The 22,551-nt window shown below is 62.0% G+C and carries 24 protein-coding genes; 7 read left to right on the forward strand and 17 right to left on the reverse strand.

Annotation, left to right across the window (positions count from 1 at the left end):
- Nucleotides 1–3: 3 nt before the first annotated feature.
- From CLU92_RS03955 to CLU92_RS04010, 12 genes are all read right to left on the reverse strand, one after another.
- Nucleotides 4–747 carry a FliA/WhiG family RNA polymerase sigma factor gene (locus tag CLU92_RS03955; RefSeq protein ID WP_101484478.1) on the reverse strand — a complete coding sequence of 248 codons (744 nt, stop codon included), beginning with the start codon at nt 745–747 and terminating at the stop codon, nt 4–6.
- Between the two features lie 33 nt (nt 748–780).
- Complete coding sequence (locus tag CLU92_RS03960; RefSeq protein WP_101480818.1) at nt 781–1,257, reverse strand: flagellar basal body-associated FliL family protein; 477 nt, start codon at nt 1,255–1,257, stop codon at nt 781–783.
- Nucleotides 1,257–2,465, reverse strand: a complete 1,209-nt coding sequence (locus CLU92_RS03965; RefSeq protein ID WP_101480819.1) for a flagellar hook-length control protein FliK — start codon at nt 2,463–2,465, stop codon at nt 1,257–1,259. The genes CLU92_RS03960 and CLU92_RS03965 overlap by 1 nt, the downstream gene beginning before the upstream one ends.
- Entirely contained in the window at nt 2,462–2,740 is a 279-nt protein-coding gene (locus tag CLU92_RS03970; protein WP_243858149.1) for a hypothetical protein, read from the reverse strand. The genes CLU92_RS03965 and CLU92_RS03970 overlap by 4 nt, the downstream gene beginning before the upstream one ends.
- Nucleotides 2,741–2,771: 31 nt before the next feature.
- On the reverse strand, nt 2,772–3,161 hold the full coding sequence (gene fliS, locus CLU92_RS03975) for a flagellar export chaperone FliS (RefSeq protein ID WP_092802392.1): 390 nt from the start codon (nt 3,159–3,161) through the stop codon (nt 2,772–2,774).
- Nucleotides 3,162–3,211: 50 nt separating this feature from the next.
- Nucleotides 3,212–4,621 (reverse strand): flagellar filament capping protein FliD, encoded by a 1,410-nt coding sequence (fliD, locus tag CLU92_RS03980; protein WP_101480821.1) that lies wholly within the window; start codon nt 4,619–4,621, stop codon nt 3,212–3,214.
- Nucleotides 4,622–4,710: 89 nt separating this feature from the next.
- Nucleotides 4,711–5,148: a flagellar export protein FliJ gene (fliJ, locus tag CLU92_RS03985; RefSeq protein WP_096235040.1), complete on the reverse strand. Its 438-nt coding sequence runs from the start codon at nt 5,146–5,148 to the stop codon at nt 4,711–4,713.
- Nucleotides 5,149–5,156: 8 nt separating this feature from the next.
- Nucleotides 5,157–6,467, reverse strand: a complete 1,311-nt coding sequence (gene fliI, locus CLU92_RS03990) for a flagellar protein export ATPase FliI (protein WP_101480822.1) — start codon at nt 6,465–6,467, stop codon at nt 5,157–5,159.
- Nucleotides 6,464–7,153, reverse strand: a complete 690-nt coding sequence (fliH, locus tag CLU92_RS03995; RefSeq protein ID WP_077403169.1) for a flagellar assembly protein FliH — start codon at nt 7,151–7,153, stop codon at nt 6,464–6,466. Before fliH ends, fliI begins: the two co-directional genes overlap by 4 nt.
- Nucleotides 7,150–8,190 carry a flagellar motor switch protein FliG gene (locus CLU92_RS04000; protein ID WP_035818015.1) on the reverse strand — a complete coding sequence of 347 codons (1,041 nt, stop codon included), beginning with the start codon at nt 8,188–8,190 and terminating at the stop codon, nt 7,150–7,152. The genes fliH and CLU92_RS04000 overlap by 4 nt, the downstream gene beginning before the upstream one ends.
- The gene (gene fliF / locus CLU92_RS04005; RefSeq protein WP_101480823.1) at nt 8,168–9,898 is read right to left on the reverse strand and encodes a flagellar basal-body MS-ring/collar protein FliF; all 1,731 of its coding nucleotides are present in this window, start codon (nt 9,896–9,898) and stop codon (nt 8,168–8,170) included. The genes CLU92_RS04000 and fliF overlap by 23 nt, the downstream gene beginning before the upstream one ends.
- Nucleotides 9,899–9,958: 60 nt before the next feature.
- Nucleotides 9,959–10,297 carry a flagellar hook-basal body complex protein FliE gene (locus tag CLU92_RS04010; protein ID WP_096235044.1) on the reverse strand — a complete coding sequence of 113 codons (339 nt, stop codon included), beginning with the start codon at nt 10,295–10,297 and terminating at the stop codon, nt 9,959–9,961.
- A gap of 550 nt (nt 10,298–10,847) precedes the next feature.
- On the opposite strand from CLU92_RS04010, the gene CLU92_RS04020 reads away from it, so the two are divergent.
- The 7 genes from CLU92_RS04020 to CLU92_RS04050 are packed head-to-tail and all read left to right on the forward strand — an operon-like array spanning nt 10,848 to nt 17,159.
- Nucleotides 10,848–11,723, forward strand: a complete 876-nt coding sequence (locus CLU92_RS04020; protein ID WP_257560966.1) for a FliM/FliN family flagellar motor switch protein — start codon at nt 10,848–10,850, stop codon at nt 11,721–11,723.
- Between the two features lies 1 nt (nt 11,724).
- Nucleotides 11,725–12,090, forward strand: coding sequence for a FliM/FliN family flagellar motor switch protein (locus tag CLU92_RS04025; RefSeq protein ID WP_046684914.1), 366 nt, complete (start codon nt 11,725–11,727; stop codon nt 12,088–12,090).
- On the forward strand, nt 12,087–12,857 hold the full coding sequence (fliP, locus tag CLU92_RS04030) for a flagellar type III secretion system pore protein FliP (protein WP_101480826.1): 771 nt from the start codon (nt 12,087–12,089) through the stop codon (nt 12,855–12,857). The genes CLU92_RS04025 and fliP overlap by 4 nt, the downstream gene beginning before the upstream one ends.
- A gap of 3 nt (nt 12,858–12,860) precedes the next feature.
- Nucleotides 12,861–13,133, forward strand: a complete 273-nt coding sequence (locus CLU92_RS04035) for a flagellar biosynthetic protein FliQ (RefSeq protein ID WP_034757874.1) — start codon at nt 12,861–12,863, stop codon at nt 13,131–13,133.
- A gap of 12 nt (nt 13,134–13,145) precedes the next feature.
- Nucleotides 13,146–13,946 carry a flagellar biosynthetic protein FliR gene (locus CLU92_RS04040; protein ID WP_101480827.1) on the forward strand — a complete coding sequence of 267 codons (801 nt, stop codon included), beginning with the start codon at nt 13,146–13,148 and terminating at the stop codon, nt 13,944–13,946.
- The gene (locus tag CLU92_RS04045; protein ID WP_101480828.1) at nt 13,936–15,075 is read left to right on the forward strand and encodes a flagellar biosynthesis protein FlhB; all 1,140 of its coding nucleotides are present in this window, start codon (nt 13,936–13,938) and stop codon (nt 15,073–15,075) included. The genes CLU92_RS04040 and CLU92_RS04045 overlap by 11 nt, the downstream gene beginning before the upstream one ends.
- Nucleotides 15,072–17,159: a flagellar biosynthesis protein FlhA gene (locus CLU92_RS04050; protein WP_101480829.1), complete on the forward strand. Its 2,088-nt coding sequence runs from the start codon at nt 15,072–15,074 to the stop codon at nt 17,157–17,159. The genes CLU92_RS04045 and CLU92_RS04050 overlap by 4 nt, the downstream gene beginning before the upstream one ends.
- An 81-nt stretch (nt 17,160–17,240) precedes the next feature.
- On the opposite strand, the gene CLU92_RS04055 is transcribed toward CLU92_RS04050, so the two are convergent.
- From CLU92_RS04055 to CLU92_RS04075, 5 genes are all read right to left on the reverse strand, one after another.
- Entirely contained in the window at nt 17,241–18,341 is a 1,101-nt protein-coding gene (locus tag CLU92_RS04055) for a hypothetical protein (RefSeq protein WP_180338422.1), read from the reverse strand.
- 56 nt (nt 18,342–18,397) lie between these two features.
- On the reverse strand, nt 18,398–19,276 hold the full coding sequence (locus CLU92_RS04060) for a flagellin (protein WP_101480830.1): 879 nt from the start codon (nt 19,274–19,276) through the stop codon (nt 18,398–18,400).
- A 173-nt stretch (nt 19,277–19,449) separates the two neighbouring features.
- A complete protein-coding gene (locus CLU92_RS04065) occupies nt 19,450–20,331 on the reverse strand; it encodes a flagellin (RefSeq protein WP_101480831.1) in 882 nt (293 codons plus the stop codon).
- 193 nt (nt 20,332–20,524) lie between these two features.
- Entirely contained in the window at nt 20,525–21,397 is an 873-nt protein-coding gene (locus tag CLU92_RS04070; RefSeq protein ID WP_101480832.1) for a flagellin, read from the reverse strand.
- A 175-nt stretch (nt 21,398–21,572) separates the two neighbouring features.
- Nucleotides 21,573–22,442 (reverse strand): flagellin, encoded by an 870-nt coding sequence (locus CLU92_RS04075; RefSeq protein WP_101480833.1) that lies wholly within the window; start codon nt 22,440–22,442, stop codon nt 21,573–21,575.
- Nucleotides 22,443–22,551 lie beyond the last annotated feature (109 nt).

Below are 22,551 nucleotides of genomic sequence, written 5' to 3' on the forward strand. Positions count from 1 at the left end.
AACCTATGCGTCTTGCAGCATGGCTTTCATCTTGCCCAGCGCCGTCTTGTTCAACTGGCAGACGCGGGCGTCGCTCAGGTCCAGCACGGCGGCAATTTCTTTATAGCTCAGTTCGAATTCGTAATACATCTGGATCACGCGCTGCTCGCGTTCGTCGAGCGCGCGCAGGGCTTGCTCCAGGCTGCGTCGCACCATCAATTGCTCTTCCGGGCTCGGTGCGCTGTCGGCCTGGCCCAGGCTTTCCTGCAGCACTTCGTCGAAACTGACGATCAGCTCGGCGTTTTCCGCCAGCTGGTATTCCTGGAAAGCTTCCGGCGTCAGCTTCAGGGCGGCCATGATTTCCGCATCCAGCGGTTCGCGCCCCAGGCGCCGGGTCAGGGCGCGCACGCTGTCGCGCAGGCGATGGCTTTCCTGGCGCACTGCGCGCGGGCGCCAGTCCTGGCGCCGCAGTTCATCGAGGATGGCGCCGCGGATGCGCAGGCTGGCATAGCTGCCGAATGACTGGTCCGGCACGCCGTAGCGGCGCAGCGCCTCCAGCAAACCCATCAGGCCGATCTGTTCCATGTCGTCGCGGTCGATGGCGCCCGACACCTGCGAATTGAGCTGGCGCACGATGCGCTTCACCAAAGGGGCATACGCCACCAGATGTTGTTGCTCTTCGGTAACGCTGAGCACGGCCGCGCAAGCGCTGGCGGCGGCATATTCACCGGCGCCATACGCTTCCTGGTATTGCTCTACATAGGCCACGGGGTCTCCCACTAGGTCGGCTGGCGTGTTGGCTTATTCAATGATCAGCTTGCCGACCATGACTTCGGTGTAGGGTTTTTCCATCTGCTCGCGTTCATAGCTGACATTGAAGGCCTTGTTGATCTGCTCGGCATATTGCTCCACCGTCATGGTCTGTGCCTTGTCCATCGGAAAGCTCGACAGGGTGCTGACGGCGATCGAGCGCATCAGCGGCAAGTGGTCCTTGGTCAGCTTTTCCTTTTCTTCGGTGGTGGCGATCACCAGGTCGGCAGACAGATAATGCGTTTCGGTGTCGCCAGGTCCGCGGCGCAGCATCACGATGACCTTGTCCAGCGTGAGGAACTTGCGGGCCTTCTTGCCCGTGGCGGGCGGTGGCGGGGCTTTTGCGTCGGCAACCTCGGCATGGCCGGCGACCGGCTTGGCCAAATACCACATGGCGCCGCCAGCCGCGCCGGCGGCCAGCACGGCCACGGCGACAAAGCCGACTATCAGTTTCAGTTTCATATTCATCAGGCGTTCTCTCGCTCGTGCATGGCGTAAGTGGTGCTGGAAGAAGTGCCGGACGGCGTGCCGTCGGACAGGGCGCGGCCCGGCTCGGCATCGTCCTGCTGGCGTCCCGGTTGACGCTGGCCGCGCGCATCGCCTTCGGCAAACGCCTGGGCGGCGGGGCTGCGCGGAGTCGCGCTGATATTCACGGCCACGTCGGTGAACTGGCGCTGTGCCAGGTCGCTGCGCATGTTTTCGCCTATGCCTTGCAACTGGCGCAACACCTCCGAGTTCGACGCCGTGACGTTCACCTGCAGCGCGCCGGCCGTGTGGCGGATGGAAATTTCAATGCGGCCCAGCATGGGCGGATCGAGGCGGATCGTCGCATGTTCGCTGTTGCGCCCGATCTGCGTCTGCAGGCGTTCGCCCAGCGCTTCGCGCAGCGGTCCCTGCCATTGCTGGGCAGGGCCGTTGAGCTTGATGGTGTCGCCGGCCGGGGCCGCCGTGGCGGTATTGCCGACCGTGCCCGTCAAGCCCAGGTTGGGCGTGGCTGGGGCAGGCGTAGCGGCGCCACGCTCGCCCTCGCGTGCGGCAGGGGCGGCGACGGCTGTCGCCGGAGCGCCTTGTTGCAGCAACGCTTCGAACGGCTGTGCCGGCGCGTTGCCTTTGGCAACTGTCGCCGGATTGGCGGCGGCCAGCGGCTCGCGCGTGTCGCGCCCTGATGCCGGCGCTGGCGCCGTGGCCGGTGCGGCGAGGGTGATCGCCGCAGGATGCACGCTGATGTTGAGTGCCGGGTTGGCTTGCGCGACATTCGCCTGCACTGGTGTCTGCACTTGCGCCTGGGCAGCGGCACGCGCCTCGGCTGCGGCCGCGTCCGTCGGCGGCATCGTCACCGGTAGCATTGCCACCGGCAAGCCAATGAGGGGGGCGGTCATGGCTGGCAGGGCGCTGTCGGCCTGGCTGTCGCTGTCGCTGTCGCTGTCGCTGTCCTTGGCGGGTGCGGGCGCGGGCGCGGGCGTGCCGGCATCGGCTGTTTCCACAGCCGTCACATCGAGCACCTGCGCAAACAGGGGCAGGGCGGAGGCCGCGGCGCCATTGCCGGCATAGCCTGGCGCACCTGGCGCACCGGGAAAGGCCGCAGCCTGCTCCGACGCTGGCGCCGGTGCCGCTGCAGTTGCCGCAGTGGCTGCCGGTGCCGGAGCGGCCGGCGCCGTGTTGAAGTTCATGATCATGCTTGATACCCTTCAGAGTCGTATTCGCCGAGCGCGGCGTAGGCGACCCAACCTTCTTTATTTGCCTGTAATGCACCCAGGTGTAAGCCTAGGCGTTCTTTTTCCTCAGAGCAAATTTTAACCGCTTGCGCGTGAATTTTGCGCAATTGCAACAATTCTGCGTGTTCCAGCGCAGTCCATGCGCCACGTTCGGCCAAGAGCGGGATGTTTTTCGCCAGGCTGGCCGAGAGTTTTTCCATCGCATCCCAGTCCGGCTGCGCGATTGCCGCGCTCAATTGCCTGCTCAGCTGCTGCAGCGCAGCGCGCCTAGGCATTGTTGGCCTGCACGCCTACCCAGCCGCGCTTGATGGTGGTCATCAAGGTCGTTACTTCATCGATCAGGGTCGGGTCGAGCTTGATGCCGGCCGTGTACAGGCGCGCCACGCAGTAGTCGTACAGGCGGGCCAGGTTGACCACCACCTCGCCGCCATTGTCGAAATCGAGCGAGCTCGACAGACCGTTGATGATCTGCGTGCATTTATCCAGGCTGATGGCCTTCTGTTCGTAGCGCTTGCCCACGATATGCCCGCGCGCGCGCGCCAGTTCTTCCAGCAAGCCATCGGTCAGGACCAGTACCAGTTCCACCGGCGAGGCGCGCGAGGTCTGGGCATCCAGGTTGACTGCATGGTAATTGCCGTAAGCTTCATTGTTTAACATTATTTCTTCTCGCTATGTTAACGTGCGGCGGCGCGGCAGGCGCATCCGCCTTAGGATTTATTGTTGCTGAACATGGCATCGAACATGTCGGACGTCTTGCTCATTTGTTCCTGCATGACTTGCAGGCGGGTAAATTGATCGAGGAAACGTTTGTATGCCGTGTCATATTGGGCCGTGAGGCGTTCACCGCTCTTGACCAGGCTCTTCTGCAGCTTGTCCGTGGCGGCCTGACGCTGGACGATCTGGCCCTTGGTGATATTGCTCCACTGGCCCAGTACTTTGTCCAGACCGCCCAGCACGCCGGCCGGGGAGGACAGGCTGTTGTTGCCGAACAGCTGATCCAGGCCGGTCGGGTTGGTGGCCAGCTTGGCCGTCAGCTTGGCGGTATTGAGGCTAATGGAGCCATCACGCTGAGCGGTGATGCCATACGACACCAGCGAATCGCCACCGATGCTCAGGCGCAGGGCATTGCCCATGCTGCTGCGCAGCGCGTTCAGTCCGGAATCATGGGCAAAGATGCCCGCGGCGATATTCTTTTCCGGGTTGCCGGGACTGGCCAGTCCATCGATCAGGGTTTTCAGTTTGTTGTAGGCATCGACGAAAGTTTGCACGTTGGCGGCGGTGCCGCTGCTGTCCGTGGCGACGGTCAGCAGCACGGGCGCTTCGCTGGCCATCATGGCGCGCGTGAAGGTGATTTTCACATCCTGCACGTTGGTGAAGGTGTTCGACGCTTGCGTGATTTTCGTGCCTGTATCCTTGCCGCCCAGCCAGACGATGGCGTCGTCGGCCTTCACCACTTCCTTGATGTTGGCAGGGGCGATCAGCGCGCCTTTCAGCGCGACGTTGGCGACGCCGCTGGCGTCGAGTATGGCAGCGTTCGCGCTGCCCGTCACATTCGACGTCAGCACCAGTTGCGCTTCGTTGCCGACGGTGACGATGGACGCAGTCACGCGGGAATTGTTCTTGCTGTTGCCATTGATGGCGGCGGCGACTTCCTGTGGCGTCAGCGTGCCATTGCCATCCTTGTCGGCGGCGGCCAGGTCGATATCGAGCGTGTTGTCGCCCACACCATCGCCGATTTTCACTTTCAGAGTGCCGGTGCCGTCGGCCGTGGCAACGCCGCTCAGGCCACCATATGACACCTGGCTGGCCGTGGCGAGTTTTTCCACGAAAAAGCTGTATGAGCCTGGCACGGCCTTGATGCCGGCCGTGGCCGTGCCATAGCCGGCGGTCGGGAAGGTAGCGGACTGGCTCAGCACCGACTTGCTGCCGGTCATGGCCGACATGGCGCTCTGGAAGGTCGAGATGGCCGACTTCAGGTTACCCAGCGCCGTCGTGGTGTTATTGGCCAGCGCCGTTTGCGCCGCCAGGGCAGCTTTCTGCCCTGCGACTGCCTTGGTCGCCAGCTTCTCCGCCGTTGGGATCGGATCGTATTGCGGTGAGGTAATTACGCTTGCCATGCCAGACTCCTGAATAAAGGGATATACCGGTACAAGGCGACCCCCATTCCCGTTTTGTGAAGTTTTCCTGAAAGAAACTTACACAAACCTCATTTTACCTGCCCGCGGAACCAGAATTGCGTCGCCAGCTCATCTTGCCGCTTGGCATCGACACGCTGTTGCTCATTTGCAACATGCTTTTGTTTTTGCGTCAGCACCTGGTCCAGTACCTCGCGTTTGGCCCAGGCCGTATTCAGGGCGCGCTGCGACACGGCCATGTTGGCTTCGTGCAGGTGCAAATCGGTACGGTGCTGGTCGGCCATCTGCATGACCGCCTGCTTGAAATTGCCGCAATTGACGGACAGGGCCAGGGGCAGGGCGCCGCTGGGGCCGCTATCCGTGTACAGGCCCGTCAGGCGTTCCAGGTTTTTCTGGTAGCGCTCGCGCACGGCCGTCTGCGCCGCCATGTCACTCTGCAGGCGTTCCACTTCAGTGCTGCGCAGGCCGACCAGGGTGGTCAGGTTGCGGATGGTATGCGCGTCGCTCACATATGCTCCTAGGCCATGATCTGTTCAAGTTGGGCTATGCACGGCCCCATCGGCGCCTCTTCCTTGGTGCCCTGGCACAGGAAGGTTTCGATGGGGGCGTGCAGCTGTACGGCGCGGTCGGTAATCGGGTCGGCGCCAGGCACGTAGGCGCCCAGCGGGATCAGGTCGCGCACGCGCGCATGGCGCGCCATCGACGCTTTCAGCGCGCGCGCCGCCTGCATGTGCTCGGGCGTGATCACCTGCGCCATGCAGCGGCTGATCGAGGCGGCGATGTCGATGGCGGGGTAGTGGCCCCGCTCGGCCAGTTCGCGCGTGAGCACGATGTGGCCGTCGAGAATCGCGCGCGCCGTGTCGACCACCGGGTCCTGCTGGTCGTCGCCTTCGGCCAGCACCGTATAGATGGCGCTCATGCTGCCGTCAGGGTGGGCGCCATTGCCGGCGCTCTCCACCAGTTGCGGCAGGTTCGAAAAGACGGACGGCGGATAGCCGCGCGTGGCCGGCGGCTCGCCCAGGGCCAGCGCCACTTCGCGCAAGGCCATCGCATAGCGCGTCAACGAATCGACCAGCAGCAGCACGTGCTTGCCCTGGTCGCGATAATGCGCGGCAATCGAATGGCACAGTTCGGTGGCCATGATGCGCATCAAGGGCGATTCATCGGCCGGCGCGATCACCAGCACGGCTTTCTTCAGACCTTCGGCGCCCAGCGATTTTTCCACGAATTCGCGCACTTCGCGGCCCCGTTCGCCGATCAGGCCGACGACGACGACATCGGCCACCGTCTGGCGCGTGATCAGGCCCAGCAGCACGCTCTTGCCCACGCCGGAACCGGCCATCAGGCCCACTCGCTGTCCCTTGCCCAGGGTCAGCATGCTGTTAATCGCCCGCACGCCCACGTCCAGTGGTTCGATGACGGGCTGTTTCTTCAGGGGGTTGATTTTCGGCGGCGTGACTTCCAGAATGTGTTCGCCACCGAGGCGGCCCAGGTCATCGATCGGCTCGCCCAGTCCATTCACCATGCGGCCCAGCCACGACGGGCCGATCTGCAGGCTGGCCTTATCGGGCAGGGGCAGCACGCGGGCGCCCGTGGTCAGGCCCGTGGCTTTCTTGAAGGGCATCAGGTAGGACAGTTTTTCGCGGAAACCGACGACTTGCGCATCGAGCCACTCGCCGCTCACAGTTTCAATTTGACAACGCTGGCCCGTGTGCAGGCGGCAGCCGGCGCTTTCCAGCAGCAGGCCGGACGCGCCGACCAGGCGGCCGGTGGGCGTCGCGACCGGAATGTCGCCGATCTCGAAGCTGCGCAGCGTGTCGGCGATCATGCAGGCGCGCCCTGGTCCGCGTGTTCGGCGGCCAGCGCCAGGTGGCTGCTGACCTGTTCCATGCAGGCCGACAGGCGCTGGTGACAGCCCGCGTCGACTTCATTGTCGCCCGCCTTGATGCGGCATTCGCCCGCGTCGAGGCGGGCGTCGGCGATCAGGTTCCAGCGCTTGGCGCGCTTCGGATCGAGTTCGCTGATGCGTTTGAGTTCTTCCGGATTGAGGAAGACGTCGATTTCTTCTCGCGTGGGCGGCATCGAGGCGAGGGTCTCGTCGACCAGGGCCAGCAATTGCACCGGTTGCAGCGCCAGTTCCGCGCGGATCACCTGGCGGGCCACCTTGGCCACCAGGTCGACCACTTCCTTGCGCTGTGCTTCGCGGTAATCCGCGCGCACTTTTTTCAGGTCGCGCAAGATGGCGTCGACGGGGCGCGCCAGGCGGTCCAGCGCCACCAGGGTTTCATTGCGGCCTTCTTCGCGGCCCTGCGCCATGCCATCGCTGCGCCCGGAGTCGTAGCCGTCCTGCTGGCCTTGCACCAGGCCCACTTCGTAGCCGTCGCGCTGGCCCTGCTCGAAACCTTCCGAGACGGAGGCCTGCCACTGGCCATCCGTATCCTCGTTGGAGGCGCGCTGGCCGGCGGCGATGAATTGCGACAGGGGCGGGAAACGATACGAGCGGAAGTGTTTCATTCGATCACCGCTTCAGCAAACAGTTGCACTTCGATCTCGCCCGCATCGGCGAGGCCTTTGACGGTGGCCATGATTTCCTGGCGCGTCTGCTCGATACGGGAAAGGGGCACGGGGCCGGAGCGGCGCATCATGTCTTCGAAGCTCTGTGCCTGGCGACGCGGCATGGTTTTCAGCACGGCGTCGCGGATCGACGGTTCCGCGCCCTTGAGGGCGATGGCCCACTGTTCCATCGGCACGTCTTCCAGGATGCGTGTGAGCGTGACATCGCTTTGCGTGGCCAGGATCAGGAAGTCGTACATGCTCAGTTCGATTTCCGAGACGACGTCCGGGTCGTGTGCGCGCAGCAGTTCGACCAGCGCGGCGCGGTTGCCCGGCATGCGGTTGAGGATCTCGGCGGCCTGGCGGATGCCTTCCACGCTGGTGCTTTGCGTGTCGAGCGTGCCCAGGCAGCGGCCTACCAGTTCGTCGAGCTCGACCAGCAGGTCGCGGTCGATTTCGTCCAGGCGCGCCAGGTTCAGCAAAACCAGGTCGCGGCCTTCGACGGGCAGGGCGTCGAGGATCTGGCCTGCCAGCGCGGGTGGCAAAAAGGCCAGGAACACGGCTTGCATCTGCACGTGCTCGTTGACGATGTATTCGGCCAGCCATTTTGGTGAAGCCCACTGCAGGCGCGCCATTTTCGGACGGATCGCGTCGCCATAAATGTTGTTCAGCACGCTGTTTGCGATATCGCTGCCCAGCGCCATGTCCAGCGAGCGCTTCAGGTAGCTGCGCGAGGCGCCGTGCACGCCGCTTTGCTGGCGATAGTCGTCGAAGAAGGTCTGCATGGCCGTTTTCACGGATTCGACCTTGATACCGCTCATGCGCGACATCACTTGCGTGACTTCCAGCAATTCTTCGCGCGACAGGCAGCGCAGCACGTTGGCTGCCTGCTCTTCGCCTATGCTCAGCAGCACGATGGCGGCCTGTTCCACGGGATTCAGGCTGACGCTTTCGTACTCAGCGCCGTCGGAGGGATTATTGTTGTTGAGTTCGGCCATTTTTCTGCATCCATTGTTTGACGACTTCGGCGACACGCTCGGGTTCTTTTTCAGCCAGCACTTTCAGGTGATCGACCATCACGTCGACCGCCGAGCCTGGTGGCGGCAAATCATAATTTTCCAGCAGGGGCACGACTGGCATGTTGCCAGCGCTGGCCTCGCCTTCGAGCGCCAGCGGACTGCCATTCACGCCCAGGGCTGGCGCGCCAGCGGCGGCCACGCCATTCGCGCCGGCGCCGCTGCTGCCGCCCAGTGCCAGGGCAGGATCGAGCTGTTTCAGTGCCGGCGGCGCCAGGCGCGTGGTCAGCAAACGCATCAGCGGACGCAGGATCAGGAAGTAGCCGAGCACGGCGCCCAGGGCGTACAGCAGCCAGCTGCTGAAATCGACAACGGTGTCACGCTCTTCCCACCACTGCGCCACGGGCGGCTTGGCAGGGAAGGTCAGCGCAGTCAGGCTCAGGCTGTCGCCGCGCTGGGCGTTGATGCCCAGGCCGCTGCTCAGCATTTTTTCAATATTGCCCAGTTCGGCAGGGGTCCAGCCGGTTTTCGGATTCGGTGCGGCGGCGCTGTTGAGGACAACGGCGACGCTGAGTTTTTCCAGGCGGCCACGGCTACGCTTGATCTGCGTGATGCTGCGGTCGTAGGCGTACTGGCGCGTGGTGGCGTTCTTGCGGGCCGTGCCATCGTCGGACGGCCTCGGTGCCCCATCGGCCGGCGCGGCGCCTGCTGCATCGGCCGGCGCCGGCACGGCGGCCGCTGGCGGACGGTTCGACAGGCTGCCCGGGATGCCGGCCACGGTGCGGTTGCGTTCCTGCTCTTCACGCATCGCTTCGCTGGTCACTTTCGGGGCTTCGCCGTATTTTTCCAGCGTTTCGTCCACGCGGTCGTTGTTCACGGCGGCCGTCACGCTGAGCTTGAAGTTGTCTTCGCCGATAACGGGACCCAGCAAGCCCGTGACGTTGCGGCGGATTTCATCCTGGAAACGCTTCGCGCCTTCATTGCCGGCGGCCGACGCATCGAAGCCGTCCGTCAGGTCGACGTGCGAGGACAGCAGGTTGCCGCCCTGGTCGACCAGGCTCACGCGCGTAGGCGCCAGGCTGGCGACGCTGCCGGCCACCATATTGATGACGGCGGCGATCTGTTCCGGCGCCAGGGTGCGGCCCGGTTTCAGCGCCACGACGATCGAGGCGGACGATTTGTCGCCGTCGCTGGCGACGAACGACGTCGACTTCGCAATCGACAGATGGACGCGCGCCGAAGCGATCGCGTCCATCGTCATGATGCTTTGTGCCAGTTCGCCTTCGAGGCCGCGGCGGAAGCGTACGTCCTGCACGAATTGCGATACGCCCAGCGGGTCGTTCTTGTCCATCAGTTCCAGGCCTGCCGGCAGCTGCGCCGTCACGCCCTTCGAGGCGAGCAGCATGCGCACCTTGCCCAGCATGGCATCGGGCACCAGCACCTGGCCACTGTCCGGATGCAAACGGTAGGGGATGTGCTCGGCGTCCAGGGTTGCCATCATGTCCGTCACGGCCACTTTTTCGCGCGCGCCAAACACCGGCTTGTAGTTGGCCTGGTCGCGCCAGGCATACATAGTCACCATGGCGGTGATGCCGATGGCCAGCACGACGATGGGAACCAGGTTTTTCAGCAGGGCGGGCGGGATGGCGGGCTGGGCACCAAGGCGCCAGCGCGCAAATGCGGACTTCATGGGGGTAATCACTTGGGGTAACTTTCGCTGGGAGGCTGGGCGTGGATCAGGACGTGAAGATTACAGAGGCAGTTTGATGAGTTCGTCGACGGCGCCCATGACCTTGTTGCGCACTTGCATCAACATGGAGAAGGACAGGCTCGCTTCCTGGCTGGCCAGCATGGCGCCGACCATGTCGTCACTCTTGCCGCTATCGACGTCGCTCATTTTCTGCGCGGCCATGCGGTCGTCGCCATTGACCTTGCCGATGGCGTCTTTCATGCTTTGCGCAAAGGAGAAGCCGGATTGTTCCGGTGCGCCGAACTGGGCGGCCGGGGCGATGCTGGCGCCCAGGGCGTGCGCATCATTGCTCAGTGCTGCCAGATCGGCCTTGATCAAACCTGCGAGTTCGTTGCTCATCGTGCCCTCTACTTTCAATATGCGGTGACGTATCAATCAGAATTACTGGTGTTGCCAATCCGGCGGAAGTGCATACGAATGCCTTCCTGCCCGGCCCGATCCGCAAGGCCCATCAGTTTTATCAGTTGCCACACCATCCGCTCAAGCAGATTCAAACAAACCCGGCAAAAACACGCCAACATGATTTACATGGCCATGACAACTAATAATTATCTGATAAAAGTTTCTGCTAGTGGCAATAAGAGGAACTGGAATTGCCATAAAAACCGGAATCAGGTAAGCGGAATGGCGCACTGCAAATCACTATTTTGTGGCTATAAGCTTACCTCGGGGCAACTATAAAGTAAAGAGAGGATTGCCTCAAGGAATATTGATACATGGCAATATTCGACTTTTTCATGTATTGTTCAGCACCGTAGTCATCTAGCATGCGATACGATGCGCAATCGTTTGCTTGCACACCTGTCGGCAAGGCCAAGATGATGCTGTATTTAATTTCGGGCGATCCGTATAATTTGTTCTGCCACCGCAATACCGACATGACCACTACATGACAATCCTTACCAAGACAGATCAAACTGTGCGCCATCAAGTCCTCGATTCCTGTCTGCTTGGACGTCCTGTCCATTTGCTGCATGTATTCGGCGCCCAGCTGCGCGACGACCTGGCCGTGGCGCTGCGCCAACCGATGAGCCGTCGCTACTGGGGTAATTTCCAGGTCGACGCCGTGACCTTGTCGCGCGCCGAAAACGAGGACAGCGTGAATCGCTGGCTGAGTTTTTCCACGCCGGCCGGCCAGACGGGCTTTACGCTCGAACGGCAGATACTCTTGAGCGTGCTGAACTATCGCTACGGTAGTGCCGGCGCCAAGGGTGTGCTGCCCGATCCGGCGCAGGTGCGCGTGACGGCCACGGAAGAGCGCCTCGCTGTGGTGTTGGGACAACAGTTGGTGAACAGTTTGTTCGCCCGCGTCCACAAAAACCTGCAAACATTGGGCAAAAGCAGCGACATCGACACCAGTGCCGAGTTTGCCGTGCAGTCGGGCGTGCACCCGTCGCGCGGCAGCTGGATTGTCACCGTGGCGCTCAGCGACGTCGAAGCCGGGCAGAGCGGCCACTTCTGGTTCTCGCTGGACAAGCGCCTGATGACCGACGTGCTGCGCGGCTTGCTGCCCGAGCGCGCGCAGGCGAAGAAGGCGCTGCGCAGCGTGCGCCCGCTCGCTTCGCGCCTGCAAGTGACGCTGGAAGGCCGGCTCGTCAGCAAGCAGGTGCAACTGGGCGCCTTGTTCGACTTGCGCGTGGGCGACGTGATTCCTGTCAGCCTCAGCCGTACTGACGTCATGCTCGACGACTCCCGTCTCTTTACAGCTGCTGTTTCCGAACACAAGGGCAAGCTCTGTTTAACCTCCTTTGAAGATGTCGAATAATATGAATATGACCGATACCAACCAGAGCGAAACCCTGCTGGAAGACCTGGGTGATGACATGATCATCGACCAGGGCGACGTGTCCGACGTGGCCAGCACCCGCGCGCGGCGCGACATTCCGCAGATGATGCGCAAGATTCCCGTCACGCTGACCCTGGAAGTGGGCTCGGCCCGCATTTCGCTGGAAGAACTGATGGCCATCGGCCCGGAAAGCGTGATCGAACTCGACATGCTGGCCGGCGAACCGCTGGTGATCAAGGTCAACGGCACGCCGATCGGCCGTGCCGAAGTGGTGGTGGCCGGCGAGAACTATGGCCTGAAAGTCATCGACCTCGACGGCCTCAATCTCGACCTGATGACAGCATGAAGCTGGCGGTACCCGGTCTGAGCCGGCGCCGCGGCGCGCTGGCTGCCGCGCTGGCTGTCCCCGTTCTGATGCTGTGCTGCAGCTCCGTCGGGGCGCAGGATTTGCTGTCCGGCGTGGTGCCGGGCGCGAAGACTGACCTGTCGGTGAAGATGCAGATCCTCGTCGTCATGACCCTGCTCGGGCTTCTGCCCGTGATGGTCATGATGATGACCAGCTTTACCCGCTTCGTCATCGTGCTGTCCCTGCTGCGCCAGGCCCTGGGCCTGCAGCAGGGTTTGCCCAACCGCATCGTCACGGGCATCGCCCTGATTCTCACCCTGCTGGTCATGCGTCCCATCGGCGACCAGGTGTGGAAGGATGCGTTCGTGCCCTACGACCGTGACCAGATCGGCATGCAGGAAGCCCTGAAGATCGCCGAGGTGCCGATTTCGCGCTTCATGCTGGCGCAGACGAGCAAGGCTGCGCTGGCGCAGATCGCCCATCTGGCAGGCGAGCCGTCGACCATGCGTCCGCAAGACCATAGTTTCACGGTCAAGTTGGCGGCGTTTGTCTTGTCCGAACTCAAGACGGCGTTCCAGATTGGCTGCATGCTGTTCATCCCGTTCCTCATCATCGATCTGGTGGTGGCGTCGGTGCTGATGGCGATGGGCATGATGATGCTCTCGCCGCTGGTAATTTCGCTGCCGTTCAAGCTGCTGCTGTTCGTGCTGGTCGACGGCTGGACCCTGACCGTCAACACCTTGGTTACCAGCATACAGGGCTATTGAACGATGTTTACCCCTGAAGTCGCCGTCGACCTGATCATCGAAGCGCTGCATGTCGTCATGCTGCTGGTGGTGATCCTGGTCGTGCCAGGTCTGCTCATGGGCCTGTTGGTTGCGCTGGTGCAGGCGGCCACCTCGATCAATGAACAGACCATGAGTTTCCTGCCGCGCCTGCTGGTCACCCTGTTGGCGTTGATCCTGGCCGGACGCTGGATGGCCGGTTACCTGATGGATTATTGCGTGTCCATTTTTCAGCGCGCGGCCACCCTGGTCGGATAGCGCCGCGCGCCCATGGATCAGATTTTCAATCAGGTGCTGCCGTTTCTGCTGGCCGTGTGGTGGCCGTTCTGCCGCATCCTGGCCATGCTCAGCGCCTCGCCCGTCATCGGTGACGCCATGGTGCCCGTTCCCGTGCGAGTGTTGCTGTCGCTGGTGCTGGCGATCCTGATGCTGCCCGTGATGCAGGCGTCGGGCATCTCGCAGGACTTGTTGAAAATCGATCCATTTTCCCTGCACGCCGTCGTCGCCACCCTGGAGCAGGCCATCATCGGCTTCGTCCTCGGCCTGGCTTTCCACTTTGCCATGTCGGTCATGTCGGTGCTCGGCTACCTGGTGTCTAGCCAGGTGGGCTTTTCCATGGCCGTCATGAACGATCCGCTCAATGGCACCTCGTCGGACGTGATTACGGGGATGCTCACCATCATGTGCATGATCGTGTTTTTCGCCATCGACGGCCACCTCGTGCTGACGGGCGTGATCGGCGCCAGTTTTACTGCCTGGCCCGTGGGACAGGGCTACGGGCCCCTGTTGCTGCAGACGGTGGCCTACAACGTGGCGTGGATCTTTGCCGCCGCCATGCTGCTGGCCTTGCCCATCGTTTTTTCCACCATGGTGGTGCAGCTGGGCTTCGGCTTCCTGAACCGCGTGGCGCCGTCGCTGAACCTGTTTTCGCTTGGCTTTTCCATGATCACCATGTTCGGCCTGCTGATGCTGGTGCAGATCGTGCGCTTTATCCCGGAACACTATATAGCGATGACGAACCGCGTGCTCGACATGATCGCCGAACAGATGCGGGTGGCCCATGGCGGATAGCAGCACCGGCGACAAGACAGAAAAGGCCTCACAGCAAAAGCTGAAGAAGTCGCGACAGGAAGGGCAGGTGGTGCGCTCGCGCGACCTGTCGACGGCGCTGGGCATCCTGATCAGTATGAAGGTCTTTATTTACCTGCTGCCGGGCTACCTGCAAAGCTTTCGCGAGCTGTTCGCCATGGCCTTTATGCCGCTCGACAGCAAGGGCGCGCTGGAAAATGCCATGTCGATGGCGTTTACGACGTCGGTGGGCTTGCTGATCAAGATGATCGTACCGCTGTTCTGCGTGCCACTGTTCGTCGTGCTGGGCTCATTGATCCCTGGCGGCTGGGTCATCAGCTCGAAGAACTGGATGCCGAAAATGGAGCGCCTGAGCCCGGCCAAGAACCTCGGTCGTCTGATTGCGCCCAAGCATGCTTTTGAATTCGGCCTGTCCATCGCCAAGGCCGCCGTGCTGGGCATGGTGCTCGTGCATGTGAGCCGCTCCAGCCTGACGCAGTACGTGGACTTGCAGCACCGGCCCCTGCAACAGGCCATGCTCGATGGCTCGGCGCTGATGCTCGACGGCTTGATGGCGCTCATTTCCGTCTTCGTCCTGTTTGCCATCATCGACGTGCCGGCGCAGGCGTTTTTCTTTGCCCGCAACCAGCGCATGAGCAAGCAGGATGTCAAGGAAGAGCACAAGAGCAGCGAAGGCCGGCCCGAAGTGCGCCAGCGCATCCGCCAGCTGCAGCAGCAGATCGGCCGGCGCAGCGTGCGCAAGACCGTGCCCGACGCCGACGTGGTGATCGTCAATCCCGAGCATTACGCCGTCGCGCTCAAGTATGACCAGGACCGCGCCGAGGCGCCGTTTGTCGTTGCCAAGGGCGTCGACGAGATGGCGCTGTATATCCGGCAAGTGGCGAAGGAACACAATATAGAAACGCTGGAGTTGCCGCCGCTGGCGCGCGCCATCTACAACACCAGCCAGGTACAGCAGCAGATTCCCGTGCAGCTGTACCAGGCCGTGTCGCAGGTACTCAACTACATCCTGCAATTGAAAGCATTCCGGTCCGGGCAGCGTGCTGCCCAGCCCGTATTACCCACCGAGATGGCCGTGCCATCTCATTTGAGCGAGGTAGTCCCTTCATGAATTTCCTGAACCGGTTGGTTGCCGAAATGCGCCGCCACAAGTTCGCCACGCCGCTGTTCCTGCTGGTGATCCTGGCGATGATCATCCTGCCGCTGCCGCCCGTGCTGCTCGATATCTTGTTCACTTTCAATATCGTGCTGGCTCTGATCGTCATCCTGGTCAGCGTGTCGGCCAAGCGGCCGCTTGATTTCTCCGTCTTCCCGACGGTGATCCTGGCCACCACCATGCTCAGGCTGACGTTGAACGTGGCGTCCACGCGCGTGGTGCTGCTGCACGGCCATACGGGCGCGGACGCGGCCGGTAAGGTGATCGAAGCCTTCGGTAATGTGGTGATCGGTGGTAACTTCGTCGTCGGTATCGTGGTCTTCGTGATCTTGATGATCATCAACTTCGCCGTCGTCACCAAGGGCGCCGAACGTATTTCCGAAGTGTCCGCGCGCTTTACCCTCGATGCCTTGCCGGGCAAGCAGATGGCCATCGACGCCGACCTGAACGCCGGCCTGATCAACCAGGAAAAAGCCCAGATCCGGCGCAAGGATGTGGCCGCTGAAGCCGATTTCTATGGCGCCATGGACGGCGCGTCGAAGTTCGTGCGCGGCGATGCCGTCGCCAGTATCCTGATTTTGATCATTAATATGGTCGGTGGCGTGGCCATCGGCTCGCTGATGCACGACCTGTCGTTCGGCGATGCTTTCCGTCAATACGCACTGCTGACCATCGGTGATGGCCTGGTGGCGCAGATCCCGGCGCTGCTGCTGTCGGCTGCGGCCGCCATTCTCGTCACCCGCATCAGCGATTCGGGCGACTTCGAACAGCAAGTGGCGGGCCAGGTACTGACTTCGCCAACGGTGATCTTCAGCGCGTCCGGCATGATGGTGGCGCTGGCATTGATCCCGGGCATGCCGTGGTTCATGTTCATGACCTTCGCCGGTGTGCTGGCCTTCGTGGCATGGCGCCTGACCAAGCGCGTGAAGGGACCCGATGCGGCCGGCATGGCGGCCATCGAGGCGGCCTTGCGCGACGACAAGCCTGCCGAGCTGGAGTGGCAGCAACTGCCCGCCGTGCAACCGCTGATGGTGATGCTCGGCTATAAACTGGTGGGCATGGTGGATAAAACGCAAGGCGAACCGCTGAACAAGCGTGTCAAGGGTGTGCGCCAGAGCCTGTCCGAATCGATGGGCTTGCTGCTGCCGAACATCGGCGTGCGAGACGACTTGGCCCTGAAGCCATCGCAATATGCCATCGTGTTGTCGGGCACCGTGGTGGCGCAGGCGGAAGTGCAGGCCGACCGCCTGATGGCGATCCCGTCGCCGAACGTGTATGGCCAGCTCGATGGCATTCCCGGCATTGAGCCGGCTTACGGCATGCCCGTCACCTGGATCGAACCCGGTGAAAAGGCGCATGCGCTTGGCCTGGGTTACCAGGTCATTGAGGCGCCCAGCGTGATCGCCACGCACTTGTCGAAGATGGTGCGCGAGTACTTGCCGGAATTGTTCCGCCACGAAGACGTCTCGAACATGATGGAGCGCCTGACGGCCCTGTCGCCCAAGCTGGCCGGCGCGCTCGACAAGGCGCTCACGCACACCCAGATGCTGCGCGTGTTTCGCGTCTTGCTGGCAGAAAATGTGTCACTGAAGGATATCGTGCCCATCGCCACCACCTTGCTCGACAGTTCGGAAACCACCAAGGACCCGATCCTGCTGGCGGCAGAAGTGCGCTGTGCGCTGCGGCGCCAGATCGTCAGCGGCCTGTTTGGCCAGAAGATGGAAATGCAGGCGTTTAACCTGGGTGGCGAGCTGGAAAACATGCTGCTCGGTTCGCTGAACCAGGCGCGCCAGTCGGGCAAGGTCACGCTGGATAATTACCCGATCGACCCGCATCTGCTGTCGCAGCTGCAGGTGAACATGCCGGTGGCGCGCGAGCAGATGAAGCAGCAGGCCACGCCGCCGCTGCTGCTGGTGCTGCCGCAGATCCGTCCGTTGCTGGCCCGCTACGCGCGCCTGTTCGCGCCTGGCCTGCATGTGCTGTCGTATAACGAAATCCCGGAGAACCGCGAGGTGAGCATTATCGGCACGGTGGGGTAAACGGTGGAATAAACAAAAAAACGGCGCCTCGGGCGCCGTTTTTTTATGTTGTATCAATCTTGTTGTATCAATCTTGCTGTATCAATCCTGCTCGTCGATGGGCGGCAGCAGGTCGTGCTCCTGGCCGTCGGCCAGCAGCAACACGGTGCTGCCTTGCGCCATGTCTTCCTCATCGCCATAGTCGTATCCGAGCGGCGCCGCCACTTCCTTCGAGGTGATGATGGTTTCCTCTTCAGTTTCGCCCCGGGAAGCCGCGGGCGCCTCGGGATCGGCCGCCGCTTCCGCTTCCGGCTGCGTCAGCAGCAGCGCCACTTCGGCCATGGCGCGGAACAGGGGCAGCGACAGCGATGCGGCGCCCGCCTGCATCGGGTAATTGCCATGCACGCGCTGCGCATGCAGCTGGCGGTTCAGGCGGCAGCGCACCACGCGCAGGCCGGCGCGCCGCACCGCGTCGGCGATTTCGGGCAGGGCCAGGCGCACATGGCGCAATGCGGCTTCCTCGTCGGCAGCCAGTTCCAGCAGCACGCCGTCGCCGGCCGGTTCCATCTGGATCACGACCCGGCCGATGCCGATGATGATCAGTTCGACGCGCAGCGCCACCTTGCCGCGCCGCCGGGGTGCCGCATCGTCTTCCTCGTCGCTGGCCAGCACGCGCAGCAGCAGGCGCTGGCCGCCCCAGCCATACACGGCAAAGCGCCACGCTTCGCTGTCGACGCTTAGTGGAGGACGGGCGCCTTCGCGCAGCAGGGCCGGTTGCTGCTCGGCCATGAACAGGTTGCCCGGTACGTGCTGGCCGCGCGCCTGTTCCTGCAGGGCCGCATATTGCTCGCCGTACGTCTTGACCATCACGCGCCACGAGGCGGCCAGCTGCGCCGCGTCAGGCGGCTGCCAGACCAGTTGGCGCGTGAAGAACAGCTGATTGACCTGCATCGCGCTGCTGTCGCGCGGCATGGCGCCGCCCGTACCATCGGCATTGGGCTTGATGAGGGATGCCAGGCTGTCCTGTCCCTTCTGTTGCAGCTGGGCGGGCAGGGTGCCGGCGTCCGGCGCGGGCGCCATGTAGGGGCCGATGGGCACCAGCGGCTGCACCACGCCCGGCACCATCGGCGTCGCGGGGCTGACGTCGAAGCGCTGGGTAATCAGGGGAACCGGGTTACCCGATGAAATGCGGTCTATCGCCATGCCACTATGTCCGGAAGAGAGTCTATACGAGCTGGTGAATCAGGCTGTATCAGCCGTCATGGCTGCAACAGCGACAGTATCATTTTCTGCATGCTCTGGCTTTGCTTGAGCATCGCCGTGCTCGCCTGCAGCAACATTTGTGCTGACACCATGTTGGCGCTTTCCGCCGCGTAATCGACATCCATGATGCGGCCGATGGCGGCCTTGGTATTGGTGACCATGTTGGCCAGGTTGTTGTGCACGTGGCCGAGGCGGTTGGCCGCCGCGCCCAGGGCCGAGCGCACGCCGCCGACCTGGTCGAGCGCTGCCGCCAGCTGGTCGATCATGCTGTTGGCGCCGCCATTCGTGGCGATTTCGCTGCCGGCCGTGGCGCCTGGCGCAAAGTTGGCCGAAATGGCTTTCAGAACCGTGTCCAGTCCGCCCATCTTGCCTGACACGTCGAACTTCATGGTTTCGCTGCTGCTGGCGCCGATCTGGAAGGTCATCGCCTCCGACAGCGTGCCCTTGCCAAGACTACCATTGCCCAGCAACAGGCTGCCGCCGTAGGTGGTATTCGTCATGACGTTGTACAGTTCCAGCCCCAGCGCATCGTATTCGGACTGCATGGCGTCGCGGTCTGTCTGGTTGGAGGAAGCGTCGGCCGCCTGCGTGGCCAGGTCTTTCATGCGTACCAGCATGCTGGTCACTTCGCCAAACGCGCCTTCGGCCGTCTGCAGCATCGAGGTACTGTTCTGCGTATTGCGCATGGCCACCGTCATGCCGCTCACCTGGGCACTGAGGCGCGTGGCGATTTGCAGGCCAGCTGCGTCGTCCATGGCCGAGTTGATGCGAAAGCCGGTGGAGAGGCGCTGCATCGATGTGGATAACTGGCTATGCGCCCATCCCATCGCGCGTTGTGCGTACAGTGCGGCGATATTGGTGTGAATGCTCAGCACTTGGCGGCTCCGGTGGGCGGTGAGGGTGAAACGGGTCTATCTTGTATAGGCGACTGTGGCGCCAACATTGTTAAATCGAAAGGCAATATAGTCAAATTAATACGTTTCGCACATAAAAAAAGCCAGACCGCAGCCTGGCTTTGCGTTGCTGGCCGCAAGCGGCCAAGCATAGATTATTGCAGCAGGGACATGACCATCGAGGACATGCTGTTGCTTTGTTTCAGCATCGCGGTGCCGGCTTGCAGCAGCATTTGCGACGATGTCATGTTCGAGCTTTCGGTGGCGAAGTCAACGTCCATGATGCGGCCGGTAGCGGCTTTGGTGTTGGTGGCGATGTTCGACAGGTTGCTGTTGATGTGGTCGAGACGGTTGGCGGCGGCGCCCAGGGCGGAACGCACGGTGCCGACGTTGTCGATGGCAGCTGCCAGTTTGTCGATGGTGGTATTGGCGGTACCGGCGGCAGTCAGTTCGGTACCCACGCCTGCGGTGCTGGCCTTGAAATTGTTGGCCGACAGCGCAATCAGCTTGGTGTTCAGCGCGCCCATGTCAGTGGATACGTTGATGCTCATTTTTTCCGTCGAGCTTGCGCCGATCTGGAAGGTCATCGCATCCGACAGCGTACCCTTGCCGGCGGTGCCGTCGCCCAGCAGGGTCTGGCCACCAAAGGTGGTGTTGGTCATGACGTTGTACAGTTCCAGGCCCAGCGCGTCGTATTCGGCTTGCATGGCGGTTTTGTCCTGGCCGTTCGACGAAGCATCGGCCGCTTGCGTAGCCAGATCCTTCATCCGTACCAGCATGTTAGTGACTTCGCCAAACGCACCTTCAGCCGTTTGCAGCATCGAGGTGCTGTTTTGCGTGTTGCTCATGGCAACGGTCATGCCGCTGGTCTGCGCTTTCAGGCGCGTGGCGATCTGCAGGCCGGCGGCGTCGTCCATGGCTGAGTTGATGCGGTAGCCGGTGGACAAGCGTGTCATCGAGGTCGACAGTTGCGATTGGGTCTTGGCGATCGAGTTCTGTGCGGACAGCGATGCGTTGTTGGTGTGTAGGCTCAGCATATGGTAACTCCTGTGGTGAATGCATTGCAGGACGGTAGTATTTTTCGTCCTCAATCAAGACAGGCGACCACTTGGAGGTAAACGTTAAATGCTGTGTGGAAATTATTTAATGGAATGCGATGGGTGTAAGAAAGCCAGACGCGCGGTCTGGCTTTCTTGCTGGCCTGTACCAGCGGGTAATGCGGGATAAAAATTATTGCAGCAAGGACATGACCATCGAGGACATGCTGTTGCTTTGTTTCAACATCGCGGTGCCAGCTTGCAGCAGCATTTGCGACGACGTCATGTTCGAGCTTTCGGTGGCGAAATCGACGTCCATGATGCGGCCGGTTGCAGCCTTGGTGTTGGTGGCAATGTTCGACAGGTTGCTGTTGATGTGGTCCAGGCGGTTGGCGGCAGCGCCCAGTGCCGAGCGTACGGTGCCCACGTCGTTGATGGCCGTGGCAAGCAGGTCGATGGTGGCGTTGGCGGTGGCGGTCAGTTCCGACGCGCCGGTCGAGGCAGCGGCGGCGAAGTTCTTCGTCGCGGCCAGCAGCGATGCCGACAGGGTGACCATGTTGGTCTTGACATCGATCGTCATGTTTTCCGTCGAGCTCGCACCGATCTGGAAGGTCATGGCGGCCGACAGCGTGCCGGTGGTGCCAGTGCCATTGCCCATCAGCAAGCTGCCGCCGAAGGTGGTGTTGGTCATGACGTTGTACAGTTCCTGGCCCAGGGCGTTGTACTCTGCCTGCATGGCGGTCTTGTCTTGTGCGTTCGACGAGGCATCGGCAGCTTGGGTGGCCAGATCCTTCATGCGTACCAGCATGTTGGTGACTTCGCCAAACGCGCCTTCAGCAGTTTGCAGCATCGAGGTGCTGTTTTGCGTGTTGCTCATGGCAACGGTCATGCCGCTGGTCTGGGCTTTCAGGCGCGTGGCGATCTGCAGGCCGGCCGCGTCATCCATGGCGGAGTTGATGCGGTAGCCGGTGCTCAGGCGTGTCATCGAGGTCGACAGCTGCGATTGGGTCTTGGCAATCGAGTTCTGTGCGGACAGCGATGCGTTATTGGTGTGAAGGCTCAGCATGGTGTTGCTCCTGTAAGGTGAATTCGTCGAGGGGCAACGTTTCTTGCCCTCAATAGTACAAGACGACCAGATCTGCCAGCTTATTAAATGCTGTATGGAAATTTTTCATATTCACGTGCGGCCATGAAAAAGCCCCGGCAATCGCTTGCCGGGGCTGGTCGTGAAACGCAGTCGATTATTGCAGCAAGGACATGACCATCGAGGACATGCTGTTGCTTTGTTTCAGCATCGCGGTGCCGGCTTGCAGCAGCATTTGCGACGATGTCATGTTCGAGCTTTCGGTGGCGAAGTCAACATCCATAATACGGCCGGTAGCGGCCTTGGTGTTGGTGGCGATGTTCGACAGGTTGCTGTTGATGTGGTCGAGACGGTTGGCGGCAGCGCCCAGTGCCGAACGTACGGTGCCGACTTTGTCGATGGCGGTGGTCAGGTTGCCGATGGCGGTGTTGGCCGCTGCCGTCAATTCCGTACCGGCGGCGCCGGCGGTGGAGAAGCTGGCCGATACGGCTTTCAGGGCAGCTGCCAGGCCGGTCATGCCGGCGGTGACGTCGATCGACATTTTTTCCGTCGAGCTCGCGCCGATCTGGAAGGTCATGGCCGACGACAGCGTGCCGGTGGCGCCCGTGCCATCGCCCAGCAACAAGCTGCCGCCGAAGGTGGTGTTGGTCATGACGTTGGCCAGTTCCGAGCCCAGGGCATCGAATTCTGCCTGCATGGCCTTTTTGTCGTCCACGTTCGACGAGGCATCGGCAGCTTGGGTGGCCAGGTCCTTCATGCGGATCAGCATGTTGGTGACTTCGCCAAACGCGCCTTCAGCCGTTTGCAGCATCGAGGTGCTGTTTTGGGTGTTGCTCATGGCAACGGTCATGCCGCTGGTCTGAGCTTTCAAGCGCGTGGCGATCTGCAGGCCGGCCGCGTCATCCATGGCCGAATTGATGCGGTAGCCTGTGCTCAGGCGGGTCATCGAGGTGGACAGTTGCGATTGTGTTTTAGCAATCGAATTTTGCGCGGACAGCGACGCATTGTTGGTATGCAGGCTCAGCATTGGAAAAACTCCTAATAAGTATGTTCGGTCGGGAGCCGCGAACCATCGCGCTCTCCCTAGTACAAGACGACCATGTCGCGACGCTTATTAAATGCCATATGGAAATTTT

It is taken from the genome of Janthinobacterium sp. 61, from assembly GCF_002846335.1.
Classification (GTDB): Bacteria; Pseudomonadota; Gammaproteobacteria; order Burkholderiales; family Burkholderiaceae_D; genus Janthinobacterium.

Coding starts and splice junctions, on each gene's coding strand:
- fliS (WP_092802392.1), bottom strand. CDS start 3,161: ATGTTAAACAATGAAGCTTACGGCAATTACCATGCAGTCAACCTGGAT.
- CLU92_RS04050 (WP_101480829.1), top strand. CDS start 15,072: ATGAATTTCCTGAACCGGTTGGTTGCCGAAATGCGCCGCCACAAGTTC.
- CLU92_RS03960 (WP_101480818.1), bottom strand. CDS start 1,257: ATGAATATGAAACTGAAACTGATAGTCGGCTTTGTCGCCGTGGCCGTG.
- CLU92_RS04035 (WP_034757874.1), top strand. CDS start 12,861: ATGTTTACCCCTGAAGTCGCCGTCGACCTGATCATCGAAGCGCTGCAT.
- CLU92_RS04045 (WP_101480828.1), top strand. CDS start 13,936: ATGGCGGATAGCAGCACCGGCGACAAGACAGAAAAGGCCTCACAGCAA.
- fliF (WP_101480823.1), bottom strand. CDS start 9,898: ATGAAGTCCGCATTTGCGCGCTGGCGCCTTGGTGCCCAGCCCGCCATC.
- CLU92_RS04065 (WP_101480831.1), bottom strand. CDS start 20,331: ATGCTGAGCCTACACACCAACAACGCATCGCTGTCCGCACAGAACTCG.
- fliH (WP_077403169.1), bottom strand. CDS start 7,153: ATGAAACACTTCCGCTCGTATCGTTTCCCGCCCCTGTCGCAATTCATC.
- fliI (WP_101480822.1), bottom strand. CDS start 6,467: ATGATCGCCGACACGCTGCGCAGCTTCGAGATCGGCGACATTCCGGTC.
- fliP (WP_101480826.1), top strand. CDS start 12,087: ATGAAGCTGGCGGTACCCGGTCTGAGCCGGCGCCGCGGCGCGCTGGCT.
- CLU92_RS04040 (WP_101480827.1), top strand. CDS start 13,146: ATGGATCAGATTTTCAATCAGGTGCTGCCGTTTCTGCTGGCCGTGTGG.
- fliD (WP_101480821.1), bottom strand. CDS start 4,621: ATGGCAAGCGTAATTACCTCACCGCAATACGATCCGATCCCAACGGCG.
- CLU92_RS03965 (WP_101480819.1), bottom strand. CDS start 2,465: ATGATCATGAACTTCAACACGGCGCCGGCCGCTCCGGCACCGGCAGCC.
- CLU92_RS04075 (WP_101480833.1), bottom strand. CDS start 22,442: ATGCTGAGCCTGCATACCAACAATGCGTCGCTGTCCGCGCAAAATTCG.
- CLU92_RS04070 (WP_101480832.1), bottom strand. CDS start 21,397: ATGCTGAGCCTTCACACCAATAACGCATCGCTGTCCGCACAGAACTCG.
- CLU92_RS04025 (WP_046684914.1), top strand. CDS start 11,725: ATGAATATGACCGATACCAACCAGAGCGAAACCCTGCTGGAAGACCTG.
- CLU92_RS04010 (WP_096235044.1), bottom strand. CDS start 10,297: ATGAGCAACGAACTCGCAGGTTTGATCAAGGCCGATCTGGCAGCACTG.
- CLU92_RS04020 (WP_257560966.1), top strand. CDS start 10,848: ATGACAATCCTTACCAAGACAGATCAAACTGTGCGCCATCAAGTCCTC.
- CLU92_RS04055 (WP_180338422.1), bottom strand. CDS start 18,341: ATGGCGATAGACCGCATTTCATCGGGTAACCCGGTTCCCCTGATTACC.
- CLU92_RS04000 (WP_035818015.1), bottom strand. CDS start 8,190: ATGGCCGAACTCAACAACAATAATCCCTCCGACGGCGCTGAGTACGAA.